Annotated in this window: 21 protein-coding genes and 2 pseudogenes; 12 read left to right on the top strand and 11 right to left on the bottom strand. The window is 41.7% G+C overall.

Annotated elements, in window-relative coordinates; all coding sequences use genetic code 11:
* The first annotated feature begins 11 nt into the window (after positions 1-11).
* Positions 12-896, top strand: coding sequence for an aspartoacylase (locus tag V7L07_RS19925; protein ID WP_335060678.1), 885 nt, complete (start codon positions 12-14; stop codon positions 894-896).
* A 450-nt stretch (positions 897-1,346) separates the two neighbouring features.
* Positions 1,347-2,330: a polysaccharide deacetylase family protein gene (locus V7L07_RS19920; RefSeq protein ID WP_334696328.1), complete on the top strand. Its 984-nt coding sequence runs from the start codon at positions 1,347-1,349 to the stop codon at positions 2,328-2,330.
* Between the two features lie 89 nt (positions 2,331-2,419).
* Here V7L07_RS19920 and V7L07_RS19915 read toward each other — a convergent pair whose 3' ends face one another.
* On the bottom strand, positions 2,420-2,824 hold the full coding sequence (locus V7L07_RS19915; RefSeq protein ID WP_334768549.1) for a response regulator: 405 nt from the start codon (positions 2,822-2,824) through the stop codon (positions 2,420-2,422).
* Between the two features lie 250 nt (positions 2,825-3,074).
* Positions 3,075-3,515, bottom strand: a complete 441-nt coding sequence (locus tag V7L07_RS19910; protein ID WP_335060677.1) for a PPC domain-containing DNA-binding protein — start codon at positions 3,513-3,515, stop codon at positions 3,075-3,077.
* A 135-nt stretch (positions 3,516-3,650) separates the two neighbouring features.
* Between V7L07_RS19910 and V7L07_RS19905 the strand changes: the two genes are divergently transcribed.
* The 3 genes from V7L07_RS19905 to V7L07_RS19895 all read left to right on the top strand — a co-directional run bounded on the left by V7L07_RS19905 (position 3,651) and on the right by V7L07_RS19895 (position 9,059).
* Positions 3,651-6,092: a dynamin-like GTPase family protein gene (locus V7L07_RS19905; RefSeq protein ID WP_335060676.1), complete on the top strand. Its 2,442-nt coding sequence runs from the start codon at positions 3,651-3,653 to the stop codon at positions 6,090-6,092.
* A gap of 115 nt (positions 6,093-6,207) precedes the next feature.
* Entirely contained in the window at positions 6,208-7,233 is a 1,026-nt protein-coding gene (locus V7L07_RS19900) for a S66 peptidase family protein (protein ID WP_335060675.1), read from the top strand.
* Between the two features lie 221 nt (positions 7,234-7,454).
* Positions 7,455-9,059: an NAD(P)/FAD-dependent oxidoreductase gene (locus V7L07_RS19895; RefSeq protein WP_335060674.1), complete on the top strand. Its 1,605-nt coding sequence runs from the start codon at positions 7,455-7,457 to the stop codon at positions 9,057-9,059.
* Between the two features lie 141 nt (positions 9,060-9,200).
* Here the strand turns inward: V7L07_RS19895 and V7L07_RS19890 are convergent, their stop codons facing one another.
* The 4 genes from V7L07_RS19890 to hemW all read right to left on the bottom strand — a co-directional run bounded on the left by V7L07_RS19890 (position 9,201) and on the right by hemW (position 13,457).
* On the bottom strand, positions 9,201-9,467 hold the full coding sequence (locus V7L07_RS19890) for a hypothetical protein (RefSeq protein ID WP_335060673.1): 267 nt from the start codon (positions 9,465-9,467) through the stop codon (positions 9,201-9,203).
* Positions 9,468-10,115: 648 nt separating this feature from the next.
* A complete protein-coding gene (locus tag V7L07_RS19885; RefSeq protein WP_335060672.1) occupies positions 10,116-11,237 on the bottom strand; it encodes a THUMP domain-containing class I SAM-dependent RNA methyltransferase in 1,122 nt (373 codons plus the stop codon).
* Between the two features lie 140 nt (positions 11,238-11,377).
* Positions 11,378-12,265, bottom strand: coding sequence for a UTP--glucose-1-phosphate uridylyltransferase (locus V7L07_RS19880; protein ID WP_335060671.1), 888 nt, complete (start codon positions 12,263-12,265; stop codon positions 11,378-11,380).
* A 10-nt stretch (positions 12,266-12,275) separates the two neighbouring features.
* Positions 12,276-13,457: a radical SAM family heme chaperone HemW gene (hemW, locus tag V7L07_RS19875; protein WP_335060670.1), complete on the bottom strand. Its 1,182-nt coding sequence runs from the start codon at positions 13,455-13,457 to the stop codon at positions 12,276-12,278.
* Between the two features lie 545 nt (positions 13,458-14,002).
* On the opposite strand from hemW, the gene V7L07_RS19870 reads away from it, so the two are divergent.
* From V7L07_RS19870 to hisS, 5 genes and pseudogenes are all read left to right on the top strand, one after another.
* On the top strand, positions 14,003-15,079 hold the full coding sequence (locus tag V7L07_RS19870) for a PIN/TRAM domain-containing protein (protein WP_179067375.1): 1,077 nt from the start codon (positions 14,003-14,005) through the stop codon (positions 15,077-15,079).
* Between the two features lie 81 nt (positions 15,080-15,160).
* A pseudogene (locus V7L07_RS19865) lies at positions 15,161-15,290 on the top strand (Uma2 family endonuclease); the annotation flags it as partial.
* 439 nt (positions 15,291-15,729) lie between these two features.
* Positions 15,730-15,879, top strand: a pseudogene (locus V7L07_RS19860) (3-phosphoshikimate 1-carboxyvinyltransferase); the annotation flags it as partial.
* Between the two features lie 134 nt (positions 15,880-16,013).
* Positions 16,014-16,460 carry a DUF3598 family protein gene (locus tag V7L07_RS19855; RefSeq protein WP_335060669.1) on the top strand — a complete coding sequence of 149 codons (447 nt, stop codon included), beginning with the start codon at positions 16,014-16,016 and terminating at the stop codon, positions 16,458-16,460.
* Positions 16,461-16,585: 125 nt separating this feature from the next.
* The gene (hisS, locus tag V7L07_RS19850) at positions 16,586-17,974 is read left to right on the top strand and encodes a histidine--tRNA ligase (protein WP_335060668.1); all 1,389 of its coding nucleotides are present in this window, start codon (positions 16,586-16,588) and stop codon (positions 17,972-17,974) included.
* Positions 17,975-18,308: 334 nt separating this feature from the next.
* On the opposite strand, the gene V7L07_RS19845 is transcribed toward hisS, so the two are convergent.
* The 4 genes from V7L07_RS19845 to folK form a co-directional block, all read right to left on the bottom strand.
* Entirely contained in the window at positions 18,309-19,112 is an 804-nt protein-coding gene (locus V7L07_RS19845) for a prohibitin family protein (RefSeq protein WP_335060667.1), read from the bottom strand.
* A gap of 203 nt (positions 19,113-19,315) precedes the next feature.
* Complete coding sequence (locus V7L07_RS19840; protein ID WP_335060666.1) at positions 19,316-20,155, bottom strand: ADP-ribosylglycohydrolase family protein; 840 nt, start codon at positions 20,153-20,155, stop codon at positions 19,316-19,318.
* 12 nt (positions 20,156-20,167) lie between these two features.
* Entirely contained in the window at positions 20,168-20,716 is a 549-nt protein-coding gene (locus V7L07_RS19835; protein WP_334733955.1) for an NUDIX hydrolase, read from the bottom strand.
* A 68-nt stretch (positions 20,717-20,784) separates the two neighbouring features.
* The gene (gene folK / locus V7L07_RS19830; RefSeq protein ID WP_335060693.1) at positions 20,785-21,300 is read right to left on the bottom strand and encodes a 2-amino-4-hydroxy-6-hydroxymethyldihydropteridine diphosphokinase; all 516 of its coding nucleotides are present in this window, start codon (positions 21,298-21,300) and stop codon (positions 20,785-20,787) included.
* 390 nt (positions 21,301-21,690) lie between these two features.
* On the opposite strand from folK, the gene V7L07_RS19825 reads away from it, so the two are divergent.
* Together V7L07_RS19825 and psb35 are read left to right on the top strand one after the other, a co-directional pair.
* Positions 21,691-23,928 carry a transglycosylase domain-containing protein gene (locus V7L07_RS19825; RefSeq protein WP_442936070.1) on the top strand — a complete coding sequence of 746 codons (2,238 nt, stop codon included), beginning with the start codon at positions 21,691-21,693 and terminating at the stop codon, positions 23,926-23,928.
* A gap of 188 nt (positions 23,929-24,116) precedes the next feature.
* Positions 24,117-24,347: a photosystem II assembly protein Psb35 gene (gene psb35, locus V7L07_RS19820; protein ID WP_179067760.1), complete on the top strand. Its 231-nt coding sequence runs from the start codon at positions 24,117-24,119 to the stop codon at positions 24,345-24,347.
* A 282-nt stretch (positions 24,348-24,629) separates the two neighbouring features.
* On the opposite strand, the gene V7L07_RS19815 is transcribed toward psb35, so the two are convergent.
* Positions 24,630-25,052, bottom strand: coding sequence for a tellurite resistance TerB family protein (locus tag V7L07_RS19815; RefSeq protein ID WP_179067761.1), 423 nt, complete (start codon positions 25,050-25,052; stop codon positions 24,630-24,632).
* Positions 25,053-25,070 lie beyond the last annotated feature (18 nt).

Raw genomic sequence — 25,070 nt, 5'->3', positions numbered from 1 at the left:
TTAGTGTAATCGTGAACCAGATTAATCGAGTTGCAATTGTCGGTGGAACTCATGGCAATGAGTTTACAGGAGCCTACCTGATCCAAAAATTTGCCCAGTTTCCTGATTTAATTACTAGATCGAGTTTTGAGACAGTCACCCTGTTAGCAAACCCTCATGCTTTTACCGCCGGGAGGCGATATATAGAGAAGGATTTAAATCGCTGTTTTCTTAAGCAAGACTTACAAGATCCGACTCTGAAAAGTTACGAAGAATTGCAAGCTAAATTAATTCAACATACCCTAACATCAAATAGGGATAAACAAGCAGATTTCATCTTAGACTTACACAGTAGTACAGCTAATATGGGTCTGACAATTATTCTTGATAACAGTCATCCCTTAAATTTGAAATTGGCTGCTTATCTGAGCCAGATTAATCCTTTCGTGAGGATTTATCGCTGTTCATTTCAATCTGTTGAAGAAAACCCATTTGTAAATTCTCTGTGCGAATTAGGCTTTGCGATCGAGGTTGGGCCGATTGCCCAAGGTATCTTAAAAGCAACACTATTCCAACAAACAGAGAAACTTGTTCACGCGCTTCTAGACTATCTAGAACAGTTTAACCAGGGTGAAATCCCATCAAATAACGAAACGTTGATTCTCTATGACCACTTATCAACTGTGGACTACCCAAAAAAATCTGATGGGACAATATTTGGGATGATTCATCCAGAGCTTCAGGACAAGGATTATCAAGCCTTGAATCCGGGAGATCCGATTTTTATCACGCTTGATAATAAAACAATTGTTTATGAGGGTGCATCTACCGTTTGGCCGATTTTTATTAATGAAGCAGCTTACTACGAAAAGGGAATCGCAATGTGTTTGACCCAGAAGCAGCAAATCAATATCTAGATGTGAATAAAATTTTTGTATAATTGCTTTTGATTAGAAATTAGGAGAGAAATTTAACACCCAAATAATTACTTGCTAAAAATACTTGTATAAGTTTAAATGTATCTTGTTTATGATATATTAATTACCAGTACTTAAGTATCAGGGTAAAAAGTTGTCCAAAGAGCTGATCGAGTCGAGTCAAAGGAGCGCTAAAAAATTATTATCTAAATTCACCCGGAATATTTTCAGAGAAGCAGAATTTCTTTATAAATATGGGACACTCATCTCGGCGATGTCAATTATAGGCTACGCCCGCAGAATAGTGTTCTTAAAGTTGAGAAGCAGTAAACATTTTGACATGAGGTTTACACTGAAGATATCCCTAAGTAAAAGTATGAAACTTTACTGATAGCATCTAAAACTAAGACTATATTTACGCTTAAAATTGTCCAAATACTTGAACTAATAATGAAAACCAAGCAAAAAGGAAACAGACCAATAGCCAGTCTTTCTTTAGACTTGGATAATATTTGGTCTTATTTAAAAAATCAGGGCGCTTCCGGTTGGGAGACTTTCCCATCTTACCTAGATATCGCAGTGCCTCGTTTCTTAGATATTCTTCAACAATGGGATTTGACAATCACAGTATTCATTGTAGGTCAGGATGCAGCACTAGAAAAGAATACTAAGGCAATACAAGCGATCGCTAATGCTGGTCACGAAATTGGCAACCATTCATTTTATCACGATCCTTGGCTACATCTGTATTCAGAGAATGAAATTGAAGAAGAAGTGGCCCTCGCCGAACAACATATCAAACGCGTTACTCATCAGCATCCTATCGGTTTTCGGGGGCCAGGATACAGTTTTTCTCCAGCAGTATTGAAAGTTCTAGCACGACGGGGATACGAATATGATGCTTCAACTTTTCCCACATTTTTGGGGCCAATAGCACGAGCTTATTATTTAATAACCTGTAAATTAAGCAAAGAAGAACGTAAGAAACGGGAAGCGCTTTTTGGCGGTTTTAAAGAGGGTTTGCAGCCTCTAAAACCTTATCAATGGCATCTGGGTAAGGATAAACTAACAGAGATTCCCGTTACCACTATGCCAATTTTTAAAGTGCCAATTCACTTCAGTTACATCATGTTTCTGAGTACATTTTCTTCGGAATTGGCCTTACTCTACCTGCGAATTGCCCTGTGGCTGTGTAAACTTACACGCGTCCAGCCTTCTTTGCTACTCCATCCCACAGACTTTATCAGTCAAGAGGATGTGCCAGAATTATCATTCTTCCCTGGTATGAGTGTCCCTACTTACAAAAAGCTGGCAATAGTGAACAAAAGTTTAGAAATTATATCCAGTCAGTTTAATGTTTTGACTGTTGGACAACATGCCAAATTCGTAGCCGGTGCCCGCCAACTGCCTGTATTAGTACCTCAAAAGAGATGAGGAGGTAGTTAAGAATATTTGTAGGTTGGGTGGAACAAAGTGAAACCCAACAAACCTTTTAAGAAGTAAAAAGTAAAAAGTAAATCCGATTACCAATTACAAGAAGCAAACAAATTAGCAACAATCTCAACTAGTTCTCCTGGAGAAACTGGCTTAGATACATGAGTCTGAAATCCAGCTTCCAAAGCGCGAATCCGGTTCTCGCTATCGCCATAAGCAGTTAAGGCAATAGCTGGAACTTTTCCACCCATATCTGGCTTAAGCGCCCGTATTTTTCGGATCAAAGTGTAGCCATCTTCCCCAGGCATACCTATATCGCAAATTAAGACATCAGGTTGCAATTGGGGTAAGACTTCCCGTGCAGCTGGTGCAGATGGAACTGCTACGATGGTGGCTCCATCTGCTTCTAATACTGTAGTAATAAAAAAGCGAATATCATCATCATCTTCAACTACAAGAATATTTAAGCCAGCAAGAGGCAAAGAAGGTTGCATAACAAATTACATTTTAATTTTGTCTAACAACAAATGCCGACTTAAAGATTTTGTTTTACTTTAGCCGTAAGCACAACAATCTTGTAGCTAGCAATAACTTTTAACCATTTTCCATTGTATCTGTCTAGTACATTACATAATGTTAATATTTGTGTGGTGTTTAACAATCTATAAAGATAGATAGTCAATAACTCTGATATCACGCAAAGCGAATCCTTGAGCGTCTGACTCGCTAACGCTGCGCTATCCGTCAGTCGTACAAAATTAATTCTGGATTCTGACTCCTGACTACTGAGTTTTGTTCGATAATTTCTAGTTCTTGATAACCTGTTTGTTGGTCAAAAGTTCTATTAAAAGTAAATTTCTCACTCGCACCAATAACTATTTCAGCAATTGTGTAAATAATGCATCCATCGTCAAGATGTCCGCCGATAGTTTTGCCTTCTCGATCAGAAATAGCAATGTGCAAATGTACACCTGTAGTTGCAATTGTACCGTTGAGAGCGATGATTTCAAATTTTCCAGTTAATACTGTACTAACGTCTTGATTAGCAAAGCGAATTTTTGCTGCTTCTAGGCTACCAATGGCACTTAATATAAATCCTGCTTTGATGTCTTCCTGTTTGACAAAATTCTTTAAGCTTTGTCTTAAATCGTCCTGGGGTTTCAATCTGATCGCAAAAACTTTCATTAGTCAATAGTCATTAATTAGTTTTTTAAGTAATATCCAGCAATTAAACCACGTAAAAATTATCAGGATTTTTACTGAACCATCAATACAATAAATATTACTAATATATAGATAAGTATTATCAGGATGCCAAATATGTTAGATTTTCCGCTTCAGTGCAAAAACTTGAAAGAGCAGGTTGAATCTATATTACAACTTTTACAACAAGAACCAACCCTACGTTCTGAAGATATTACACCTGTACAAACTTCTTTAAGTAAAGCGATTTCTCCTAAGTTTGAGATTGTGTTTGCAGGTGCGTTTAGTGCTGGCAAATCAATGCTAATCAATGCACTATTAGAGAGGGAATTACTCTACAGCGCAGAGGGACACGCTACAGGTACAGAATGCAAAATCGAGTATGCAGAAATAGATAAAGAACGTGTTGTTTTAACGTTTTTAAGTGAAGCAGAGATTCGGGAACAAGTAGCTTGTTTGTGTCAGCAGCTAGGATTTAAGACAGTTCCTAATATTAACCAAGAAACTGATTTAATTGACTTGCTATTGCGAAGTGATAAAGTTATTCAGCAGGAAGGTGGTGAGAGTAAATCAGAACGTGCAAAACAAGCGAAGGCGTTAATATTGTTACTAGAGGGATATATAGAAAACCGCGATCGCATCAACACTGTAACTAATGCTACATATTCAATGGAGCAATTTAATTTTTCTAACCTCAAGGAAGCTGCGGGATATGCCCGTCGTGGTTGTAACAGTGCCGTATTGAAGCGAATAGAATATTACTGCAATCATCCACTACTACGAGATGGCAATGTAATTATTGACACTCCTGGTATCGATGCGCCAGTAGAGAAGGATGCACAGCTAACTTATGCCAAAATTCAACATCCTGATACTTCAGCGGTGGTGTGTGTGCTAAAACCTGCTTCGGCGGGTGAGATGACAAAAGAAGAAACCGAACTTTTGGAATTAATGCGAGAGAACACCGGAGTACGCGATCGCGTCTTCTATATCTTCAACCGCATCGATGAGACTTGGTACAATACCCAACTACGGCAACGATTAGACGATTTAATTAGTGGGCAATTTCACAATTCCAGCAAGGTTTATAAAACCAGTGGATTACTAGGATTTTACGGCAGTCAGATTAAACAGACAAGTCAAAAAGATAGATTTGGTTTAGACTCTGTTTTCGCAGAAAGTATTAAAGGTTTAGATGGTAAAGAAGAAACACCACAATTTGTCTATGCGTTTAATAACTACTGTGTCAATTCCGGAAAACTATCTTCCACTAAATTTCGTGTCTCAGTGAATGGCTTTGAAACCCCAAATCAAAATTATGTGCGGATTTTGGGAGATTGGGGAAATGAACTAATCCAACAGCTAATTCAAGATAGTGGGACTGAAGAATTTCGGACAGCAATTACTCGCTATCTTACCGAAGAAAAGCGCCCACAATTATTTAAAAATCTTGCTGATGATTTAGAAGATATTTGTATTAAGCTGAAGAAACATTATCAGAGTGTACAACGCAATTTAGATAGTCAGCCTCAAGAGATTGAGACGATGAAGGCGCAAGAATTGCAAGGACTAAATCAGCAACTCCAACAAATTGGCAAAGAATTTAGTGAGCATATCACAGAAGAAGTTAACCATGTAATTAATAATTCTTGTGATAGTTTTGAAGCAGATTTTAAGCAATTGCAATCACGAATGATTCGCCGTCTAGATGAATTGCTAGATACTTTTTCTGTGGCTTATGCTTATCGACGTGCAACCATTAGCCATCCCCGCAATGCTACTGCACCTTTAATTGCTATTTTAGTGGAGGCATTTTATTACTTAGCAAATCAATTAGAAGATATCTTGGTTGAATCTTCTCAGCAAGTAGTTGCAAATTATTTTCAGCGGTTGATTGAAAAGATTCGTAAATCAGAATATTATCGCCAATTGTATCGTTTATTAGATTGTGATGGCGGCATTGAACAAGAGATGAGAAATTTAGAAAAACAAGTTAGTCAAGCCTTAGTGAGTGCAGCTAGCGTAGAGTGCGATCGCTTCGTGCGAGAAAGCCCCAGATTTTACGATGAAGGCACTTTTTCTATATATCAATTTCGCCAAACTCTATTACAAACTTCTCAAGGTTACGATGCTGAAAGTATCATAGAAGCAGAGCCAGCAATTAGACAGTTATTGAAGTTAGATTTTGAACCCAAAGTTTCCCAAACTATTCGTAAATCTTTCCGTCAAACCATCAACCAAACGCTCAAAACTCAGTTGTTACCAATGGCAGATCAGCAAGCAGATCAGATTTTGCAGCAATATCCACAGGCGCGTGCTTATCTAGAGAGAACACTAGAACAAGAAGCTGAAGAAAAAATTGCGAATAATCGCCGATTATTAAATATTGTTGAAGAAAACATTGCCGCATATAATTCAGCAGCTTCTAGTATTAATACTTGTTTACAGGCGATGCAATTATATGACAATCTTTTACCCGTAATTGGTGATTTGCTTGATAATGATAGGAAGTTTGCTAATAATGAGTTTTTGATTTCTGATGTGGTACAAGAGGTTTAATTTTACATATCACAATCCGATTTGATTTGTGAAAATTAGCGGTATTTAGATCCCCGACTTCTTAAAGAAGTCGGGGATCTAACTTTTTAGAATCCTAATCCCTACCTTAATGGTTATGACTATCAAGCGTCGGCAATTTCTTACAACCTGTGGACTCGCTACCTTAGCCACCCAGATATCACCACTTACCGCCCAAGGTAAGCCATCTCCAAACATCATCCGCAAGCCATCCCGCCTGCAAGTGGGTGATACCGTAGGATTAATCGCGCCTGCGGGTATTGTTGATGCCAAAGATATTGAAATAGCGCAGCAATCATTTTCACAGTTAGGGTTAAAAGTCAAGCTGGGGAAGCATATTTTCGACCATTACGGCTATTTAGCGGGTAAAGATGCCGATCGCGCTGATGATATAAACTTGATGTTTAGCGATCGCACCATCAAAGCAATTATTCCTATGCGTGGTGGCTGGGGCTGTAATCGCATTTTACCTTTACTCAACTACTCGCTGATCCGCTCCCATCCGAAAATTATCATCGGGTACAGCGATATTACGACACTATTGTTAGCAATTAATGCCCGTAGTCAAATGATTACTTTTCATGGGCCAGTTGCCACATCTACCTGGAATCAGTTTACAGTTGATTACTTCAAGCGCATCCTATTTAATGGTGAAGCGGTAACTATGCAAAATCTCAACCCTAGCGAAGTGCGGGTTGAGACAATAGCACCGGGAAAGGCGAGAGGTAAACTTGGAGGTGGAAATTTATCAGTGCTATCAGCGATGGTAGGTTCACCTTACCTACCTTCTTGGAACAAAAGCATTCTGTTTGTGGAAGAAGTTGGCGAGGATGTTTACCGTGTAGATAGAATGCTGACGCAATTAAAAACTGCTGGGATACTTAATCAAATTGCTGGCTTTATCTTTGGACAATGCACTAAATGTAGTCTTGGGGATGAACCGTCATTTACATTAATGCAAGTATTGCAAGATCATATACTTCCTTTAGGGATTCCTGCTTGGTATGGTTCAATGATTGGTCATATTAAGGATAAATTTACCTTGCCAATCGGTGTAGAAGTGGAAATAAATGCTGAACTTGGGACAATACAAATGTTAGAGGCGGCTGTTAGTCTTGTTTAACACAAAATATCTTATCTATCGAATTAGCCATCATAAAAAGACCTCTCCCTGGTTTTACTACGCAAAACCGTCCCTCTCAGACTCGGAGAGGGACAGACTTGAACTTTAGTTCAAGGCAGGGAGAGGTTTATCGAACTCACGTTTGTTTGAGACACGAAAATCAGCCGCGCCACAGTGATTTTGATTAATATTTTGATAGACAGTATGCATTTCTCCTCGCTATGTTACGACTAACAGAAGTAAAGCTCCCGCTTGATCATCCTGAAGATGAGATCAAGACTGCCATCCTTAAAAAGCTGCAAATCACAGATGAAGAATTGATCAGCTATTCTATCTTCAAGCGTAGCTACGATGCCCGTAAGAAAGGAGAGATCACCCTTGTTTATATTCTGGATGTAGAAACGACTCAGGAAACTCATCTACTCAAGCGCCTGAAAAAAGATCCCCATCTGATGGCTACGCCAGACATGAGTTATCGCCCAGTGGCAAAAGCACCGAGCAATTTAGCGATTCGCCCTATCATCATTGGTACTGGGCCTTGTGGCTTGTTTGCAGGTTTGATGCTGGCACAAATGGGGTTCCGTCCGATCATTTTAGAACGTGGGAAAAAAGTTCGCGATCGCACTGCTGATACTTTTGGCTTTTGGAAGAAAAAATCAGACTTCAACCCCGAATCTAATGCCCAGTTTGGCGAAGGTGGAGCGGGTACATTTTCCGATGGCAAACTCTACAGTCAGGTTAAAGATCCTCAGCATTATGGACGCAAAGTACTAACCGAACTCGTCAATGCCGGAGCCTCACCGGAAATTTTATATATCAATAAACCGCATATCGGCACATTCAAACTGGTGGGAATCGTCCAAAGTATGCGAGCCAAAATCGAATCCCTCGGCGGTGAAATTCGCTTTCAAAGCCGGGTGGAAGATATCAACATCGAAAATGGACAGGTGCGGGGAGTCACCCTCGCCAGTGGGGAATATATCGCCAGCGATTATGTGGTTCTCGCAGTTGGTCACAGCGCCCGCGATACCTTTCAAATGCTATTTGAACGCGGGGTTTATATCGAGCCGAAACCTTTTTCCATCGGCTTTCGGGTTGAACATCCCCAGACTCTCATCGACAAATGTCGTTTCGGCGCTCAAGCTGGTCATAAGCTTTTAGGGGCTGCTGATTATAAACTGGTTCACCATTGCCAAAATGGTCGTTCCGTCTATAGTTTCTGTATGTGTCCAGGAGGCTTGGTAGTTGCAGCCGCATCAGAACCGGGGCGACTTGTCACCAATGGGATGAGCCAATACTCTCGTAATGAGCGCAATGCTAATAGTGCGATCGTTGTGGGTATTACACCTGAAGATTATCCAGGAAATGCCTTAGCGGGAATTGACTTCCAACGGCGCTTGGAAGAACGAGCATTTGAATTGGGCGGTGGAACTTATGAAGCTCCAGGGCAGTTAGTGGGAGACTTTCTCAACCATCGCCCCTCGACAGCATTGGGCACTGTTAAGCCGTCTTACACACCTGGGGTACATTTGGGTGATTTGAGCCAGAGTTTACCAGATTATGCGATCGCAGCTATCCGCGAAGCCCTTCCCGCTTTTGACAAACAAATTAAAGGTTTTGCAATGGATGATGCTGTGTTGACTGGGGTAGAAACCCGCACCTCATCACCGATTCGGATTAAACGCAAAGAGGATTATCAGAGTTTAAATACAGTCGGTCTTTATCCAGCTGGTGAAGGCGCGGGATATGCAGGGGGAATTCTCTCGGCGGGTATTGATGGGATTAAGGTGGCGGAGGCGGTAGCTTTAAGTATTTTGAGGAATTGATATTGGCAAAATCTGAAATATTGCCAATATTAATTTTAATATTAAGCTCCACCTAGATGCTTTAGAGGTAGAGCTTTGGTTTTTATGGCTGGTCAAGCGCGATGGCGTACACGCCCGCCATAGGCGATCGCACTGGGGAATTTAGCCGAATGTTAAAGCTGGTTCTTCACAGAAGTTAAATAGGGCTGACTCACTTTCTGATTCATCTTCAAATACAGCAGATATATACCATTCACAGGGCGAATCATTCGTATATTCAGCCCAAGCAATTGTTACTGTTTCACCCGATGGAATCCCTGAATCACTCAAGGTAAATGAAGCCCACTCTTCATCATCGACAGATACCCACAACTCTGTAATTGTTTGTTCGGTATCGTTAGTAACGGTAAACGTGAATTGGTCTGACATAAATAGCCCCTTAGCTATAAATAAATTACAGATTGTCAGTCACCGATTATACTGTCACCTTTTTAGAAAAAATCTCATTCTAGCTGCCATAATATAGGCTCAGAGAAGCTTTGAAGCTTTTTTTTGCTAAAGTTAAATTTCTTAAAGAGTGTTATAAATCTCACAGGCTCAATCTGAGCCTACAAATACCATTTCTTTGTGAGGCTGCGCCAAACCCTTTTAACTTCTTTCTTTACTTTGTGTCCTTGTCTGACGAGACGCTGCGCGAATGCGTCCTTCTCTAAGGAGACGCTGCGCGTAGCTTGCTTCTCTGTAGGAGTATGCGGTTCGTTTTCCTTTTGTATTTCCACCTTTGCAAATATACCAGGCGATTAGAAATCGCGGCTACACAAACGAAGTCCGCCTACGCGGACTCAAAGGATTGAAAGCAAGTCTAGAACTAGCTTTTAGATTGCCTCGTTCCCAGTCGGAGACTGGGAATGCTTGTCTTTGAGGCTCCGCCTCTCTTTAATGGCGGCAGAGCCGCTTTTGAGTTGCATTTCTAGTCGGAGACTGGGAACGAGGTTTTAAAGGAGTGTCAACTTAAGTTGACACCAATGGCAAGATGCCCACCCCACAAGATTGGGTAATTTATTTCTTGGAAGTCCCTTAATACAACTCATACTTCATTAACTGACAGGGCAACGTTCCGTTGTACACGGCAATTCGCTGGGATGATTTTAGTCCTATCGATTGAGACAGTTCCTTGTTGCCACTTAGCACAAATGCAGTCCAGCCTTTGAAGCGTTGCTTCAGGACATCGCCCAAAAGTTTATAGAACGCTCCTAAATCACTATCTCGTCCCAGCCGTTCGCCATAAGGCGGATTGCAGAATAAAATCCCACTGTCTGCGGGAGCAACAACATCAGCAAGTTCCATTTGAGAAAACCATACATGATTATCAACGCCGCAGTTTTGAGCATTGTTAATCGCTTGCTCAATTATATTTTCATCGCGATCGCTTCCCCAAATAGGCGCAGGCAGGGTATCCAATTGGCTATCCTTAGCTTCTTGGAGCAGTTTTTCTAAAAGGGATAAATCAAAATCGAGCCAATTTTCAAATCCAAAGGATTCGCGAAATAGCCCTGGTGCGATGTTAAGTGCCTTTAAGCTAGCTTCTAAGGGTAAAGTGCCAGATCCACAGAGAGGATCGTAGAACATTTGGTGTGGCTGCCAACCCGAAAGTTGAATCAGGGCAGCAGCTAGAGATTCCTTGAGAGGGGCTACTCCAACCGCAGGACGGTAGCCTCGGCGATGTAGACTATTTCCAGAACTATCGAGTTTAACGGTACAAAAATCGCGTTCAATATGAACATTGACCCGCACATCTGGTTCATGAAGTTCCACATTTGAACGCTCACCCAGATTTTCTTTCTGTTGGTCAACGATCGCATTTTTGACTTGTAGAGATGTGAAGTGGCTGTGGTTGAGGCGATCGTTTTTGCCCGTGACATTCACCGCCAGCGTCATGTCTGGCGTGAGATAGTTTTGCCAATCGATAGCCTGAATGCCGCGATAGAGATCCTTAGCATCAAGGCATGGAAACTCATGGATATGCACCAAAATGCGGAACGGTAGCCTAGCCCAGAGGTTGACGCGATAAAGCAGAGTGCGATCGCCCTCAAAGGCTACACCACAAAATCCTGGCTCTACGGAATGGGCACCCAGTTGCTCTAACTCCTGAGCCGCCAGGGTTTCTAATCCGCGAGCAACCGTTGCAAAATAATTCATAATTCGTAATTCGTAATTAATGGCTATTAGTAACTCAAATTCTCTTAGTCCACGGAGGTGGACTTTGCTTGTGTAGTTGCGTTCGCCCTTGGCGTGCCGGAGGCATCATTCTATTCGCCTCATACTTTTCTACGATTCATCTAGAAATTTCTATAATCAATCATTGTTTGGCGATAAACATCTGGCAAACCTGTATCAAAACACTTTCCTTTAACAACATATCCTGTCATTTCTTCTTCCTGACGCAATCTTTCCAGACAGGATGTTAACTGAAATTCACCTCGTTCTCTGAAATTTTTGTTTATATGTTCTGCTAGAAATTCAAAAATTTTCGGCGTAAGTAAATATAAGCCAAATATACCTAAAAACTCATTTTCTGTCATTCCCTCTAAACGCAAATATCTTTGTGCATAATCAATTGTAGGTTTTTCATAGAGTTGTGTAACTGACAAAATCGAGTTTAATTCTTGCCAAACTCCTGTTACACAACCAGCTTTATGAATTATTTCTGCTGGCATTGTAGTTAAGCCAATAACGTTTTGATTAACTCGTTCATAAACATCTAAAACTTGACTAGCACAAGATTTTTCAATATCAGATGCATAAATGTGGTCGCCCAACATGAGTAAAAACGGCTCATCTTGCACCCAATCTTTGGCACAAAATACCGCGTGGCCATAGCCCAATTGCTCCTCTTGTAATAAAATGGTAATTCTACTACCTAAATCTTCGAGATATCGGCTATATTCTTGATTTTGCGGTGAAAGTTTATCTAAAAGTTCTTTTTTGGGTGGCTTTTTCAATAAATTTTCAAAGATTTCTTTGTCATCTGGCTGCACCACAATCCCTACTTCTGCAATTCCAGCACTAATTGCCTCTTCAATAATTGCAAGAATTACAGGTTTTGCCCTACCATCTCGATCGATAATCGGGAAAAGTTCTTTTTTCACAACCTTGGTAGCTGGAAACAAACGAGTACCGAAACCAGCTACCGGAATCACAGCTTTTCTAACTTTATTTTTTTGCATAAATGCATCGTCACCCCAACTTTTCAAACAACTCCGCCAACACCACATTAGAAAACAAAAAGCCTTGGGGATCAATCAAACGCAACCTTCCCTCTGCAATTTCTACCCAACCATTCTCAAAATATTCTTGCAAACACTGGCAAATTTCCTCCACCTTCTCTTCGCCAAAGGCCTCCGCCAACGCTGCCAAACTCACACCCTCCGCTAAACGCAACCCCAACATTAACGTTTCTAACAATACTTCCTTTGGGGGAGTCACATCACAATCAATCACACCGCCAGCTTGCACCCACTGGTAATACTCCTTCGTTTTGCGCGGACGAGTGAAGCGTTTGCCCTCAACATAACTCGCTGCACCCATACCAAAGCCGTAATAAGGGCGGTTTTCCCAATAAACTCGATTATGCCGACACTGATAACCAGGTTGAGCATAATTAGAAATTTCATAATGCTCATAACCTGCACTAGTTAAAATCTGCTGCGCCATCAGGTACATTTTGACTGTGGCTTCATCCGTAGGCATTGGAGTATCACCAGGTTTGTAGTAACGACCAAAGGCTGTACCTGGCTCAATAGTGAGATCGTAGATGGAAATGTGAGTGGGTGCGATCGCCACCGCTTTTAAGAGAGAATCCTGCCATTGATCTAAAGACTGATGCGGCAACCCAGAAATTAAGTCTAAGCTAAATACGGGAATCTCGACTTGGTGAATCAGTTCCACAGCTGCAAAAATATCTTCAACTGAGTGCGATCGCCCTGCCCTCTGCAATAATTCTGCTTGAAAGGCTTGTACACCCAAACTCACCCGGTTTACGCCTGCACTGTGATAGCCTGCTATATGGGCTAAATCAAAGGTGGCTGGGTCAATTTCCATAGAAATCTCTGCCCCAGAAGCAATCCCAAAATGCTTTTGTAGCTCTCTGAGTATACGTTGTAGCTGCTCTGTTGATAGCAGCGAAGGAGTACCACCACCGAAGAAAATTGTCTTCAGAGGTTGAGCAAATGCTGGGGTCATGGCAATTTCTTGACATAGCACCTCAACATATTGGGAGATAGTACCAGATGTTTCGCCCCGCAAGCGATCGCCCACAACAGACACGGGGAAATCACAATAAAAGCACCGCCGCCTGCAAAAAGGAATATGCAGATAAGCAGAACTCACAATTCCAGAAATACTAAAATTTTGACTCATTTTGAGAAAAGTTTGGAGTTAACCCAACTGCAAATTAGAGACAATAAAAATGAGATAATACCAATTTTGTATGAAGATGCACAGAATATTAAACGAACCGCTAAGTACGCCTTCTCTACGAGAGGCTCCGCCAACGCGCAGCGTCTCGAACAGAAGAGCGCCAAGAATAGAGAGTTACTCATTTAGTGCAGCTTCACATTAAATTGGTATAACAATTCAGGAGCCAAGAGCCAGGAGCCAGAATAATCGTAAAATCAAGCCTGCAATAACTTCTTGATTTTATTAAACTTATTAAGTTTGGGTATCAAGGTCTTCTGAATTCTGAATTCTGAATTCTTACAAAATGAGTAGTTTATTTACAAATTTTTGTCGTTTTACAAAGAAACAATGAAAAATATTAAGATAAGAGCCTTTAGTTATAATAATTGCAGATATTGTCAGCCTAAACCCTTAGTGTAAGTCAATATTCATTAGTCTATCTTACCGATACAATAAAACATACTTAACTTGATCGGTGAACACAGTTGTAGGAAAACAAGACAACCATGCTTGACGCAATTATCATTTTCTCATTTATCCTCGCAGCGTCGGGAATAGGGTTCTACAGCATTGAACTACTACCCAATGGGGCGCTAGATCAGGTAACGAATTTAGAAGCTTTACGCTTAGTTGTTGCCGTCTTTGCCGCTATTATTGGTGGTGCGATCGGGCTGAGTTTCCAGACGACATATCGTCGCTTGGAGGCACAAGTCAAAGAAATGCCTTTAGAAGTAATTTTAACGCGTGCGATCGGCTTAGTGATTGGGCTATTGTTAGCTAACCTCATGCTAGCCCCACTATTTTTACTACCCATTCCAGCGGATTTTGGATTTATTAAGCCATTGGTGGCAGTTGTCGGTAGTATTATCCTCTCCGTCACTGGCATGAATTTGGCAGACACCCACGGGCGGGGCTTATTGCGGTTCATTAATCCCAACACCGTCGAATCGATGGTTGTGGAAGGAACGCTAAAACCAGCCAATACCAAAGTTTTAGATACTAGCTGTATTATTGATGGTCGTATTGAAGCCTTACTAGAAACAGGGTTTTTAGAAGGACAAATTCTTGTACCGCAGTTTGTCTTGCAAGAACTCCAACAAGTAGCCGATGCTAGCAAAGATCAAAAACGGGTGCGGGGAAGACGAGGACTAGAAATTCTCAACCGCATCAAAGAAGATTACCCCGATCGCATCCTGATTAATGGAGTTGACTACGACGATATTCCCACAGTCGATGCCAAGTTAGTGCGCTTTGCCCAAGAAATCAGCGGTACATTGCTAACCAACGACTACAACTTGTCTAAAGTCGCCAGTGTTCAGAAAGTACCAGTTTTGAACGTAAATGATTTAGTGAACGCCGTGCGTCCAAGCTATTTACCTGGCGACAACCTTGATTTAAAAATTCTCAAGGAAGGCAAAGAACCAAGCCAAGGCATTGGCTACCTAGACGACGGCACAATGGTAGTCGTTGAAGAAGGCAGCAATTATGTGGGTGGTGAACTGCGAGTAGTAGTTACCAGTGCTTTGCAAACCACCGCAGGAAGAATGATTTTTGCCAAACCCCAAGCTTCAGCATTGGCGTGAGGGAAATGTCCGGTGCAATTAAATATAAATTGTCTAATCGGTGCAGTCAACCTGCACCGATTATTTATTTGGATTCATCAGACATTCACTATTTGTCAATTGGTTGAAGACACTTATACTCAACAACAATACCGACTCAATCAATTAATTAATTAACTCGCTACTTTTGCCCGGTATTCAACTTCGCCTAGATGACATTTTGCCTCGTTAAGTGTAGGCATAGTTTATGAATCAATATATTTTATAATGAGCAATAAAACACTTGTAGAGACGGCAATTTATCGCGTCTCGAAAACCCAAAATTGTTGCCAGTAGCCCTTAACCCAAGCGTATTGGTTTATTAATATAGTAATTTGGGCAGCAAGAAGCCGTAACTACACTAGTGCGTATTAATACATCAGTTTGGATAGTCAGCCCAATCGATTGCTGCATTGCTCCCGACTGAAATGTCTTTAATTTTGAATTTTGTTAGCGAGTCTGCGTACCCTTATAGGGAAGCAAGCTACGCTTTTAGCGTCTGTCTGCGACACGCTGCGCGAACGTAGAGAGCGTCATTTTGAATTTTGAATTGTTAAAACCTTCCCCACTCCTCACTCATAATATGCGAACATAATTTAAGTTGTAGCTGAATACCTGCACAGAGATTTAAAATGGATACCATTGCAATCCCTGTTCTGAATCGCCAAGTAGATGCCACGGTAGAAATTCCTGATTCTACAAGTATTACCAATCGGGCGTTACTCGTCGCAGTCTTAGCGTCAGGTGACTCGATTTTAGAAAATGCCTTATTTAGTGAAGACTGACATTTGCTGTCACAGACTTAAAGCTTCCAGGCATTGTAATAAAAGATCCTGGTTGTACAGCTAAAACTTTTCCCGATTACTTTACTCGATTTTTCCAAATGTTAAAACAATAAAAGAAAAGGTGAATTGCAATGTCAAATATTCGAGAAGGAATGCCAGTACTTGCCCGTCATGAAGGAGATTGGGTAGGAACTTATACAGTAGTTGATACAACAGGAAAAATCCTCGACAAGTATGAATCTCACTTAACTTGTCAATTTCCAGAAAACGGCCCTCATCCCTACTACCAGATTAATCGCTACAAATGGTCTGATGGTAAACGAGAAGAATATGAATTTCCAGGAATCTATAAAGATAATAAGCTTTGGTTTGACACCGATCGCATAGACGGAAAAGCCTGGGAAGCTGATGATTCGATTGTTATTTTGTGGTTTAGTTATAAGACAAACCCAGAAATGAGCTTATATGAAATGATCTACATTAGCCCTGACAATAACAATCGTGCCCGTACTTGGCATTGGTTTAAGAACAATCAAATCTTTCAACGCACCCTAATTCAAGAAGAACGGGTAAGATAGTAATTTCTCCCCTCAAAGATAAACGCTCATTATTCTCTAGTCCGCGCAGGCGGACTTTGTTTGTGTAGCCACGACTTTCAGTCGTTAGGCTTTCATCTCCAATCTCAACTTAGTAAGGTACACGCATGGCCAAAGGTGACAAAATAAACTTTTCTACTCCTAGCGGATTTCCAGAATTTCTTCCTAGCGAAAAGCGTCTAGAATTACATTTGTTAGATATCATCCGCAGAGTTTTTGAAAGTTATGGATTTACACCCATTGAAACACCTGCTGTAGAACGTTTAGAAGTGCTGCAAGCTAAAGGTAATCAAGGTGACAATATCATCTATGGCATTGATCCCATACTGCCACCAAATCGACAAGCCGAGAGAGATAAATCTGGCGAAACTGGTTCAGAATCCAGAGCTTTAAAGTTTGACCAAACAGTTCCTTTAGCCGCGTACATTGCCCGTCACTTAAACGAATTAACCTTTCCGTTTGCTCGTTATCAAACCGATATAGTTTTTCGGGGAGAACGGGCGAAAGATGGGCGTTTTCGTCAGTTTCGCCAATGCGATATTGATGTAGTTGCTCGTCGTGAACTAAGTTTACTCTATGATGCTCAGATGCCTGCAATTATCACGGAGATATTTGAAGCAATTAATATTGGTGATTTTCTGATTCGCATCAATAACCGAAAAGTTCTTACTGGTTTTTTTAAATCAGTGGGAATTGCCGAAAATCAAATTAAATCGTGTATTGGTATTGTTGACACGCTAGAAAAAATTGGTGAAAGTAAAGTAAAACACGATTTAGAGAAAGAAGGAATTTTAGAAGAACAGGCGCAAAAAATCATTGAGTTTATCAAAATAAACGGTTCCGTTGATGAAGTCTTAGATAAACTAAAACATCTCGCCCAAAATCTGCCAGGAACCGAGCAATTGAGCTTAGGAATCACCGAATTAGAAACGGTAATTGCAGGAGTGCGTAATCTCGGAGTTGCCGAAAACCGTTTCTGTATTGATTTATCCATCGCCCGTGGTCTTGATTACTATACCGGCACAGTTTACGAAACAACCTTATTAGGACATGAAGCTTTAGGCAGTATTTGTTCTGGTGGTAGATATGAAGAACTAGTCGGGGTATTTTTGGGCGAAAAAATGCCTGGTGTTGGCATTTCTATTGGCTTAACTCGCTTAATTAGTCGTTTGTTAAAAGCTGGTATTCTAAATACCTTAGCTGCGACACCAGCCCAAGTGATGGTAGTGAATATGCAGGAAGATTTAATGCCTACTTATTTAAAAGTTTCTCAAAGTCTGCGTCAGGCGGGAATTAATGCGATCACTAACTTTGAGAAGCGTCCCTTAGGTAAACAATTTCAGTTAGCAGACAAACAAGGAATTCAATTTTGCGTAATTATTGGTTCTGAAGAAGCCGCAGCACAAAAGTCATCACTCAAAGATTTGAAAACAGGGGAGCAAGTAGAAGTGCTATTAGAAAATTTGGCAGAGGAAGTTAAAAAAAGGCTTACTTAAAATATAAAGTAGCAACTGTCTATGACGATGCGTTACAGCTTCCGCCTTACACACTTTACTTATTTGGAAGTTCTTTATGAGTTTGTCGGATCTCCCTAATCTCTGGGTTCCTTTAGCACTTTTAGGTTTAATTGTTATAGCTGCTGTATTTTTCAGCCGCAGCAATTGATATTTAAACGATTACAGAAACTAAGTACACGTCAACATAAAAGGGATTCGGAAATATCGAGGGTTGATGTTGGGTTTCACTACGTACCCCTACGGGGAAGCAAACTACCACCCAACCTTGTATCTTAGAAAGAGTAGTAGACCGTCCCAACCTTGGTCAACAATTTTAATCAAATTTTAAAAGTTCACTTAAATTCAACAATTTTGGAGTCTCTTTACTGACAATTAATGGTAGCTTTCCATTCCATTTTTCTATTGCTTGCCTTTGCAGAATTTCTGGAGTTAAACCATCGCGTAATAATCTGTGTGCCTCAGCCTCTCCCTTGGCTAAATTAACTTTAGCCTCAGCCTGTCTTGTTGCTTTCAGCGCGATAAACTCTGCTCGTTTTGCTTCTTGTTCAGCAATCTGCTTCGCCTCTACCGCCTCATCAAATCGTTCTGAGAAATGAACATGAATTAGAGAAATATCATCAACTGCAACATGATAGCTACTGAGTCGTGTGGATAATGCCTCATCTACTCCACTTTTGACTTCTCCTCGTTTAGTAATAATTTCTTCAGCAGTATACTTTGCTATGACTGATTTTATTACTTCTGCAACTGCTGGGTTAATAATCCGAATGACTACATTTTGCTCATCTCCAATTTCTTGAAAAATAACATTTACTTCCTGCGGAATAATATGCCAATTAAGAGCGACATCGGCGAAAACACTTTGTAAATCTTTGGAAGAAGCCTCAGCCGAAATTTCCTGTTTTTGGACTTGAATACTCAACTTTTTTACGGTATTGACTACAGGAATAATTAAGTGGAGTCCTTCTCCTAATATTTGGTTTTGTACTTCGCCAAATTTCATCAATACGCCTCGTTCACCTGCATTTACAATCACACAAGGCGTCAGGAAGAGAGTTATCAGGAACAAAAGAGCAGTTAGTTTGCCGGCACTGTTAAAAGTTGTAATTTTTCTCATCTGTATGAAATATATATGTGTATGGCATAAAGACACATATTTAGGAGTTATAGGCTTCTTCCTGTCATGCTCTTACAACTTTGACTCTAAGTCAATTTCTATGTCACTTTAGCCAAGGTAACAAATAGCGCTTCTCTTTTGAATGAGAAGCGCTAAGTAGGTAGACGTAATTAAATGTCATCTCAAAGGGCTAGACGCGATGACTACGAGTTTTTGACTAAACTCATTAGCTGCTTATCTAGTTGGATGAGGTAATCTCTACCGTAAGCTCCATTCTCTAACCCTATGACAAGATGATGGGGAATGTCTTGTCTAATTTCTTCGCTACAAGAACCAGCAGCTAGAGCGATCGCCCCTACGGTATCCACATCCCCGGTAAAAGCGATACAATCTTGCAAAAGTTCGCTCATAGTGTCATTTCGCATCACCGCAGTAATCGCGGCTCTAACACTCATCCAGCCTTTGGACTTTACCTTACCTTCCCACGGTTTAGACCATTCACCAGATACGTAACCTTCTAGAAATAGTCCTAATTTGCGCTTTGCTCCCAGTCGATAGATAAAATAATGTGACATTAAGGCAGCCGCAACGGCAGCATTAATCCCATCTGGTGTATTGTGGGTAATTGCCGCTTGAATTGTTGCCGCCTCAATGACTTTTTCTGGTGTCGGATAGATGCCAATGGGCGCTGCACGCATCGCTCCCCCGCTTTTGTCACTATCAGGGTTAATTTTCGTTAAAAACTCTTCACCATCTTGAATTTCTCCCAGAAAATGGTAGAAATTTCTAGAATAACCCTCTCTCTCATCGCGTTTGAAGGCTCTAACAAAGCTATCGGCTAAAACTTCTGGCGTCCACGGTGCTTGAGCAACAATCACTTCTGCAATAGCAATGCTCATCTGGGTATCATCAGTATAGCTGCCAGGAACGAGTCGAAAACGCGGATGTTCGACGTATCGACTCAAGTCGTTGTTAACGATCATCTCATCAGCATATTCAAAGCCTGCACCGTAAGCATCTGCAATCGCTAACTCTAGCAGCATAAGGAAAGAGTATTAAATTAAAAACGGACGCGCCAGAAAAAAGCTAGAAACAGATTTAGCATCTACCGGCTCTCCCTCCAGAATAGCTTTTTCTAATTCTTCGGGAGTCAAAAACACAGTTTCGATATCCTCGTCTCCATCTTGTGGTGGTGGTGTCTCCAGCTTTTCTAAATCTCGTGCCAGAAAAGCATAGATAATTTCATCAGAATAGCCGGGAGCTAGGAAAAATTCGCCCAGTTTGTCCCATTTTTGGGCACTATAGCCAGTTTCTTCGGCGATTTCACGCTGTATTGTTTCTAAAGGCTGCTCATTTGCTTCCACTGTCCCCGCCGGAAATTCTAATATCCGTCCCTGAATTGCAAAACGATACTGGCGCACCAGTACAAGTTTACCTTCTGCTGTCACTGGCACAGCTAGGGCACCACCAGGGTGACGAATACATTCCCATTCGCCTTCTGATTTATTCGGCAAACGCAAGCGATTAACTTCAAAATCAAACTTGCGTCCTTTATAAAACAGGCGTTGTCTTAGTAGTTGTGGTAATTCTCTACCTAATGGCATATTAAAATCTGATTATCTGTGAATACAGAGGCAAAATCAGCGTTCTTCTACCTTTAAGGATGGTAATTTTAATTGCCCACCCATAAATGTACATCTGAACAGTCTACCTCTTTCAGCAGTTCTTTAATAACACACCCGGAAACTGGTTCTAGCCAATCTGGGGCAATTTCTGCTAGTGGTACTAACACAAAGGCCCGATCCCACATTCGTGGGTGGGGAATCTGGAGATTTGGCGTATCCATAATAATGTCATCATATAATAACAAATCCAAATCTAGGATGCGTGGTCCCCAGCGTTCCTGACGCACACGCCCAAATTGTTGTTCAATCCCTAACAAAATTTCTAATAACGGCTGGGGTAGAATTTCTACCTGCAATGTGACGCAGCCATTGAGGTAATCTGGCTGTGGTGGCCCCACGGCTTTGGTTTGATACCAGTTGGATCTGGCTTCTAAGAGAATACCTGGCGTTTGGGCTAAAATCTCTATTGCTGCTTCTAAAACTGTCTGGGAATCGCCGATATTACTACCCAGGGCAATGGCGCTACGTCTGGGTTTTGCTTTGGTGTAGCTAGCAATAGGCATCAGACTCTCCTGAAGTAAGCTGATTGCGGGCTGTCTTTGCGGATACTTTGCTGCACCTGTTTCAGAAAATGTCAATAGTTATATTGCTAATATCAAAATTGCCAGCATTTTTACAAACTATAATTAATCAAAATTAAAAAACATTATTTTTATGATGAATTTAGTTAATTAATTTATGGGATATTATACTAACACAAAGGTAGTACTATAACCCCAAAGCTGATTGATAGTTGGTTATATAGTTACTACTTTGAGCGAGGAACTGACGTGGGGAAGCTTACCTCCTGGTTCAAGCGAAGACCAACTAATTTGAGTGACTCTGGACAAGGAGGAACAAATGAGAGCTTACCACCAGCACATCTGGCGCAGACGAGGCAGTTACCGAGCAAAATGAAAATTTTACCATCTAGGACGAAGGCCAATCGGTCAACTGGCGGTAAACCATTCTACCGCCGCTTATGGTTTTGGGCAGGCTTGGGTGTAGGTGGTGGAATAGTCGCCTTGATCTACGTCATCAATTCAATAGATCGGACTTTGCCAGATCAGTCCGAGTTGAATGCCGTACTCAGAGAGCAAACACTGACCATTAAAGCTGCTGATGGCAGCATATTACAACAACAAGGTGAAGCAACCAGAGAACAGCTAAAGCTGGAACAAATACCAGATAATTTAAAAAAAGCTTTCATCGCCTCAGAAGATAGAAGATTTAAGCAACACAACGGAGTTGATCCGCAAGGGATTGTGAGAGCAGGTTTGAATAATTTGCGATCGCAAGGTGTGGTAGAAGGTGGTAGCACCATCACCCAACAACTAACGCGGATTCTGTTTTTGAAACAAGAACAGACAATCTGGCGCAAACTTAAGGAAGTCCGCCTAGCCCAAAAACTGGAGCAAGAATTAACCAAAGATCAGATTTTAGAGCGTTACCTGAATCTGGTTTATTTGGGATCTGGAGCTTACGGTGTGGCAGATGCAGCCTGGGTATATTTTAGTAAGTCGCCAGACCAACTTTCCCTAGCAGAAATGGCAACGATTGCGGGATTAGCCCCTGCTCCTAGCTTGTACGCTCCAGACAAAAATCCCGAAGCGGCAATCCGGCGGCGTAACTTAGTATTGTTACGGATGCAAGAAGATGGAGTTATTACCCCAGAACAAAGGCAAGCAGCCATCCAGGAGCCATTAACCCTCAAAAGCAGTTTACCCAAACGAGTCCAAGTAGAATCACCCTACTTTACCAGCTACATCCAAAAAGAATTGCCGAAGTATGTTTCTGCTAACGTGCTAAAAAGTGGGGGTCTAGTAGTAGAAACCACGCTCAACCCAAGTTGGCAGAAAGTTGCAGAAGAGGCAGTTGCTAAAACACTGCGAAATCAAGGAAGCTGGGAAAACTTTAAGCAAGCAGCAATGGTAGCCATTGACCCCCGCAACGGTGAAATTAAGGCAATGGTGGGGGGAAAAGACTTTGGTAAAAACCAGTTTAATCGGGTTACTCAGGCACAACGGCAGCCAGGTTCGACATTTAAAGGGTTTGTGTATGCAACTGCGATCGCTAGCGGTAAAAGCCCCTACGATAGCTATGAAGATGCGCCCTTTGTCGTAGACGGCTATGAACCGAAAAACTATAGTGAAAAGTTCCGGGGTTCAATGAACATGAGAGATGCCCTCACCCGCTCTGTTAATATTATTGCGGTGAAGGTGTTGATTGATGTGGGATTTACGCCCACGATAAAACTTGCCCATGATATGGGGATAAAATCTGAACTCAAGCCGACCTATTCCTTGGCTCTTGGCTCAAATGAAGTCAATCTACTAGAGTTGACCAGCGCTTATGGTAGTTTTGCGACTCTTGGATTGCACACAGAACCTCATGGTATTACCCGCATCCTCAACCGCCAAGGCAAAGTAATCTGGTCAGCTAATTTCAAGTCAAAACGGGCCCTTGACACCGATAGCGCCGCCATTATGACTTGGATGCTACGCAATGTCGTCGAAGAAGGGACTGGTGCTGCTGCCCAATTAGATAATAGACCAGTTGCAGGCAAAACAGGCACCTCAGACGAAGCCCGCGATTTATGGTTTATTGGCTACATTCCCCAGATGGTGACAGGAGTCTGGCTAGGTAACGATGATAACCGTCCCACAGATGGCAGTAGTGGTAGTGCCGCTTACACGTGGCACGAATTTATGGAAAAAGCGGTGGAGGGGATGCCAGTAGAAAAATTTCCCAAACGACCCAAATTAGAAGGTCGCAAAGGCACAATCAAAGCCCAGTCCATCAAACCCAAGCAAGTGCTGAATCGTTCTATTGCCTCTGATGATGACTCAGAAGGGGAAAGTGCTAGGAATTCTGAGGATATTGGTTCATCTCAAAGACGTAGAAACCGGAGGAGCTATTCTCAAGATGAACAGCAATCAAGCGATTCTACCCCAAGACGGAGAAGGCGCGATCGCAGCGAATCAAATTCCAGTAACTCTTCAGGGGAATCATCTAATCCACGGCGGCGAAGAGTAGAATCAGATTCTCCCCCGCGTCGAAGAACTCAGCCAGAGTCTTCTCCTAGCAATAGTTCCGGTTCTTCATCACCACAGCCTAGCTGGCGGGATAGACTTAGACCTCCTCAGCAATGAAGAATGGGCATTGAAAAGAGGCAGAGGGGCAGGGGGCAGGATGCGGAGGGGAAAACTCTTCTACCCTGCTCCCTGCTCTTGGCCATACAATATCAAGTTACTCAAAACTCAACTTCGGGGGGATGTTAGGTGATACGCTCATCTTATAGTGTGTTAAGTAGTGTTACTTAACCTTGGAGAATATAATCATGCATTTATTTTTTATGCAAACAGCAGCACCAGCTATAGATGCTGGCCCTCATTTTCCCGTGGCTTTTACCTTGGTGTATGTCGTTGGTTTTGTTGCTGCTGTTACTATTGGGTCAATAGCTTGGTACAACTCGAAACGCCCCGCAGGTTGGGAAAGCAAAGAGCGTCCTGATTTTGTACCTAAGATTGATAAAGAAGAAACTCCGGGTCTGGGTGAACCGAAGTCTTAACAATTCAAAATTCAAAATGACGCTCTCTACGAGACGCTAAAAGCGTAGCTTGCTTCCCTGTAAGGGTACGCAGACTCGCTAACAAAATTCAAAATTAAAGACATTTCAGAAGGGGATTTAGCGAGAAACGCGGTCTTGGGCTTTGCCCAAGTGGAGCGATTTCTCAAGACAAACCCCGACTGAAGTGGGTGCTACATGTAGATGTAGGGGTCTTAAACCCTCTAATTTACGATAATTTGGTCATTGGTCATTAGTTATTAGACTTTTGACTTTTGACTATGATTAGTTTTGCACTTCAACCCAACGGCGGTAAAGCTTTTGAATTTGTTTGAGAAGCGCAGTATGAGCCGGTTGAGTTGACTCATTCGGCTTTGCTATATCCTGCAATTCCGTCAGGAGTCTGGCTTCTTCGACGGCTACTTCACCATCGCTATAAATTAAGCCACTAATGGCTTCAATTAGATTTTCACAATCTTCAAGGCTGGGGCGATCGCCTAAATACTCCCGCACCCACTCATAGCATTCTTTTGGCTGCACAGGAACTAATTCGTACAGCCAAGGCTTAATTTCTGGGTCGTTAGCTAAACCTTTTGCTTGAGCTATTTCGCGGAGATATTGCCGTTCTTCTGGCTGGATTCTGCCATCGATCCAGGCCGCTCCAATCAGGATTTTTACTAAGTTTTTCACATTGGAAGGGGAAACCATTGCTGCCTCCTCTGGTAG

The sequence above is a fragment of the Nostoc sp. genome, assembly GCF_036916985.1.
Classification (GTDB): Bacteria; Cyanobacteriota; Cyanobacteriia; order Cyanobacteriales; family Nostocaceae; genus Nostoc.
The sequence above is the reverse complement of the archived record's forward strand: the minus strand, read 5'-3'. Positions and strand labels throughout refer to the sequence as shown.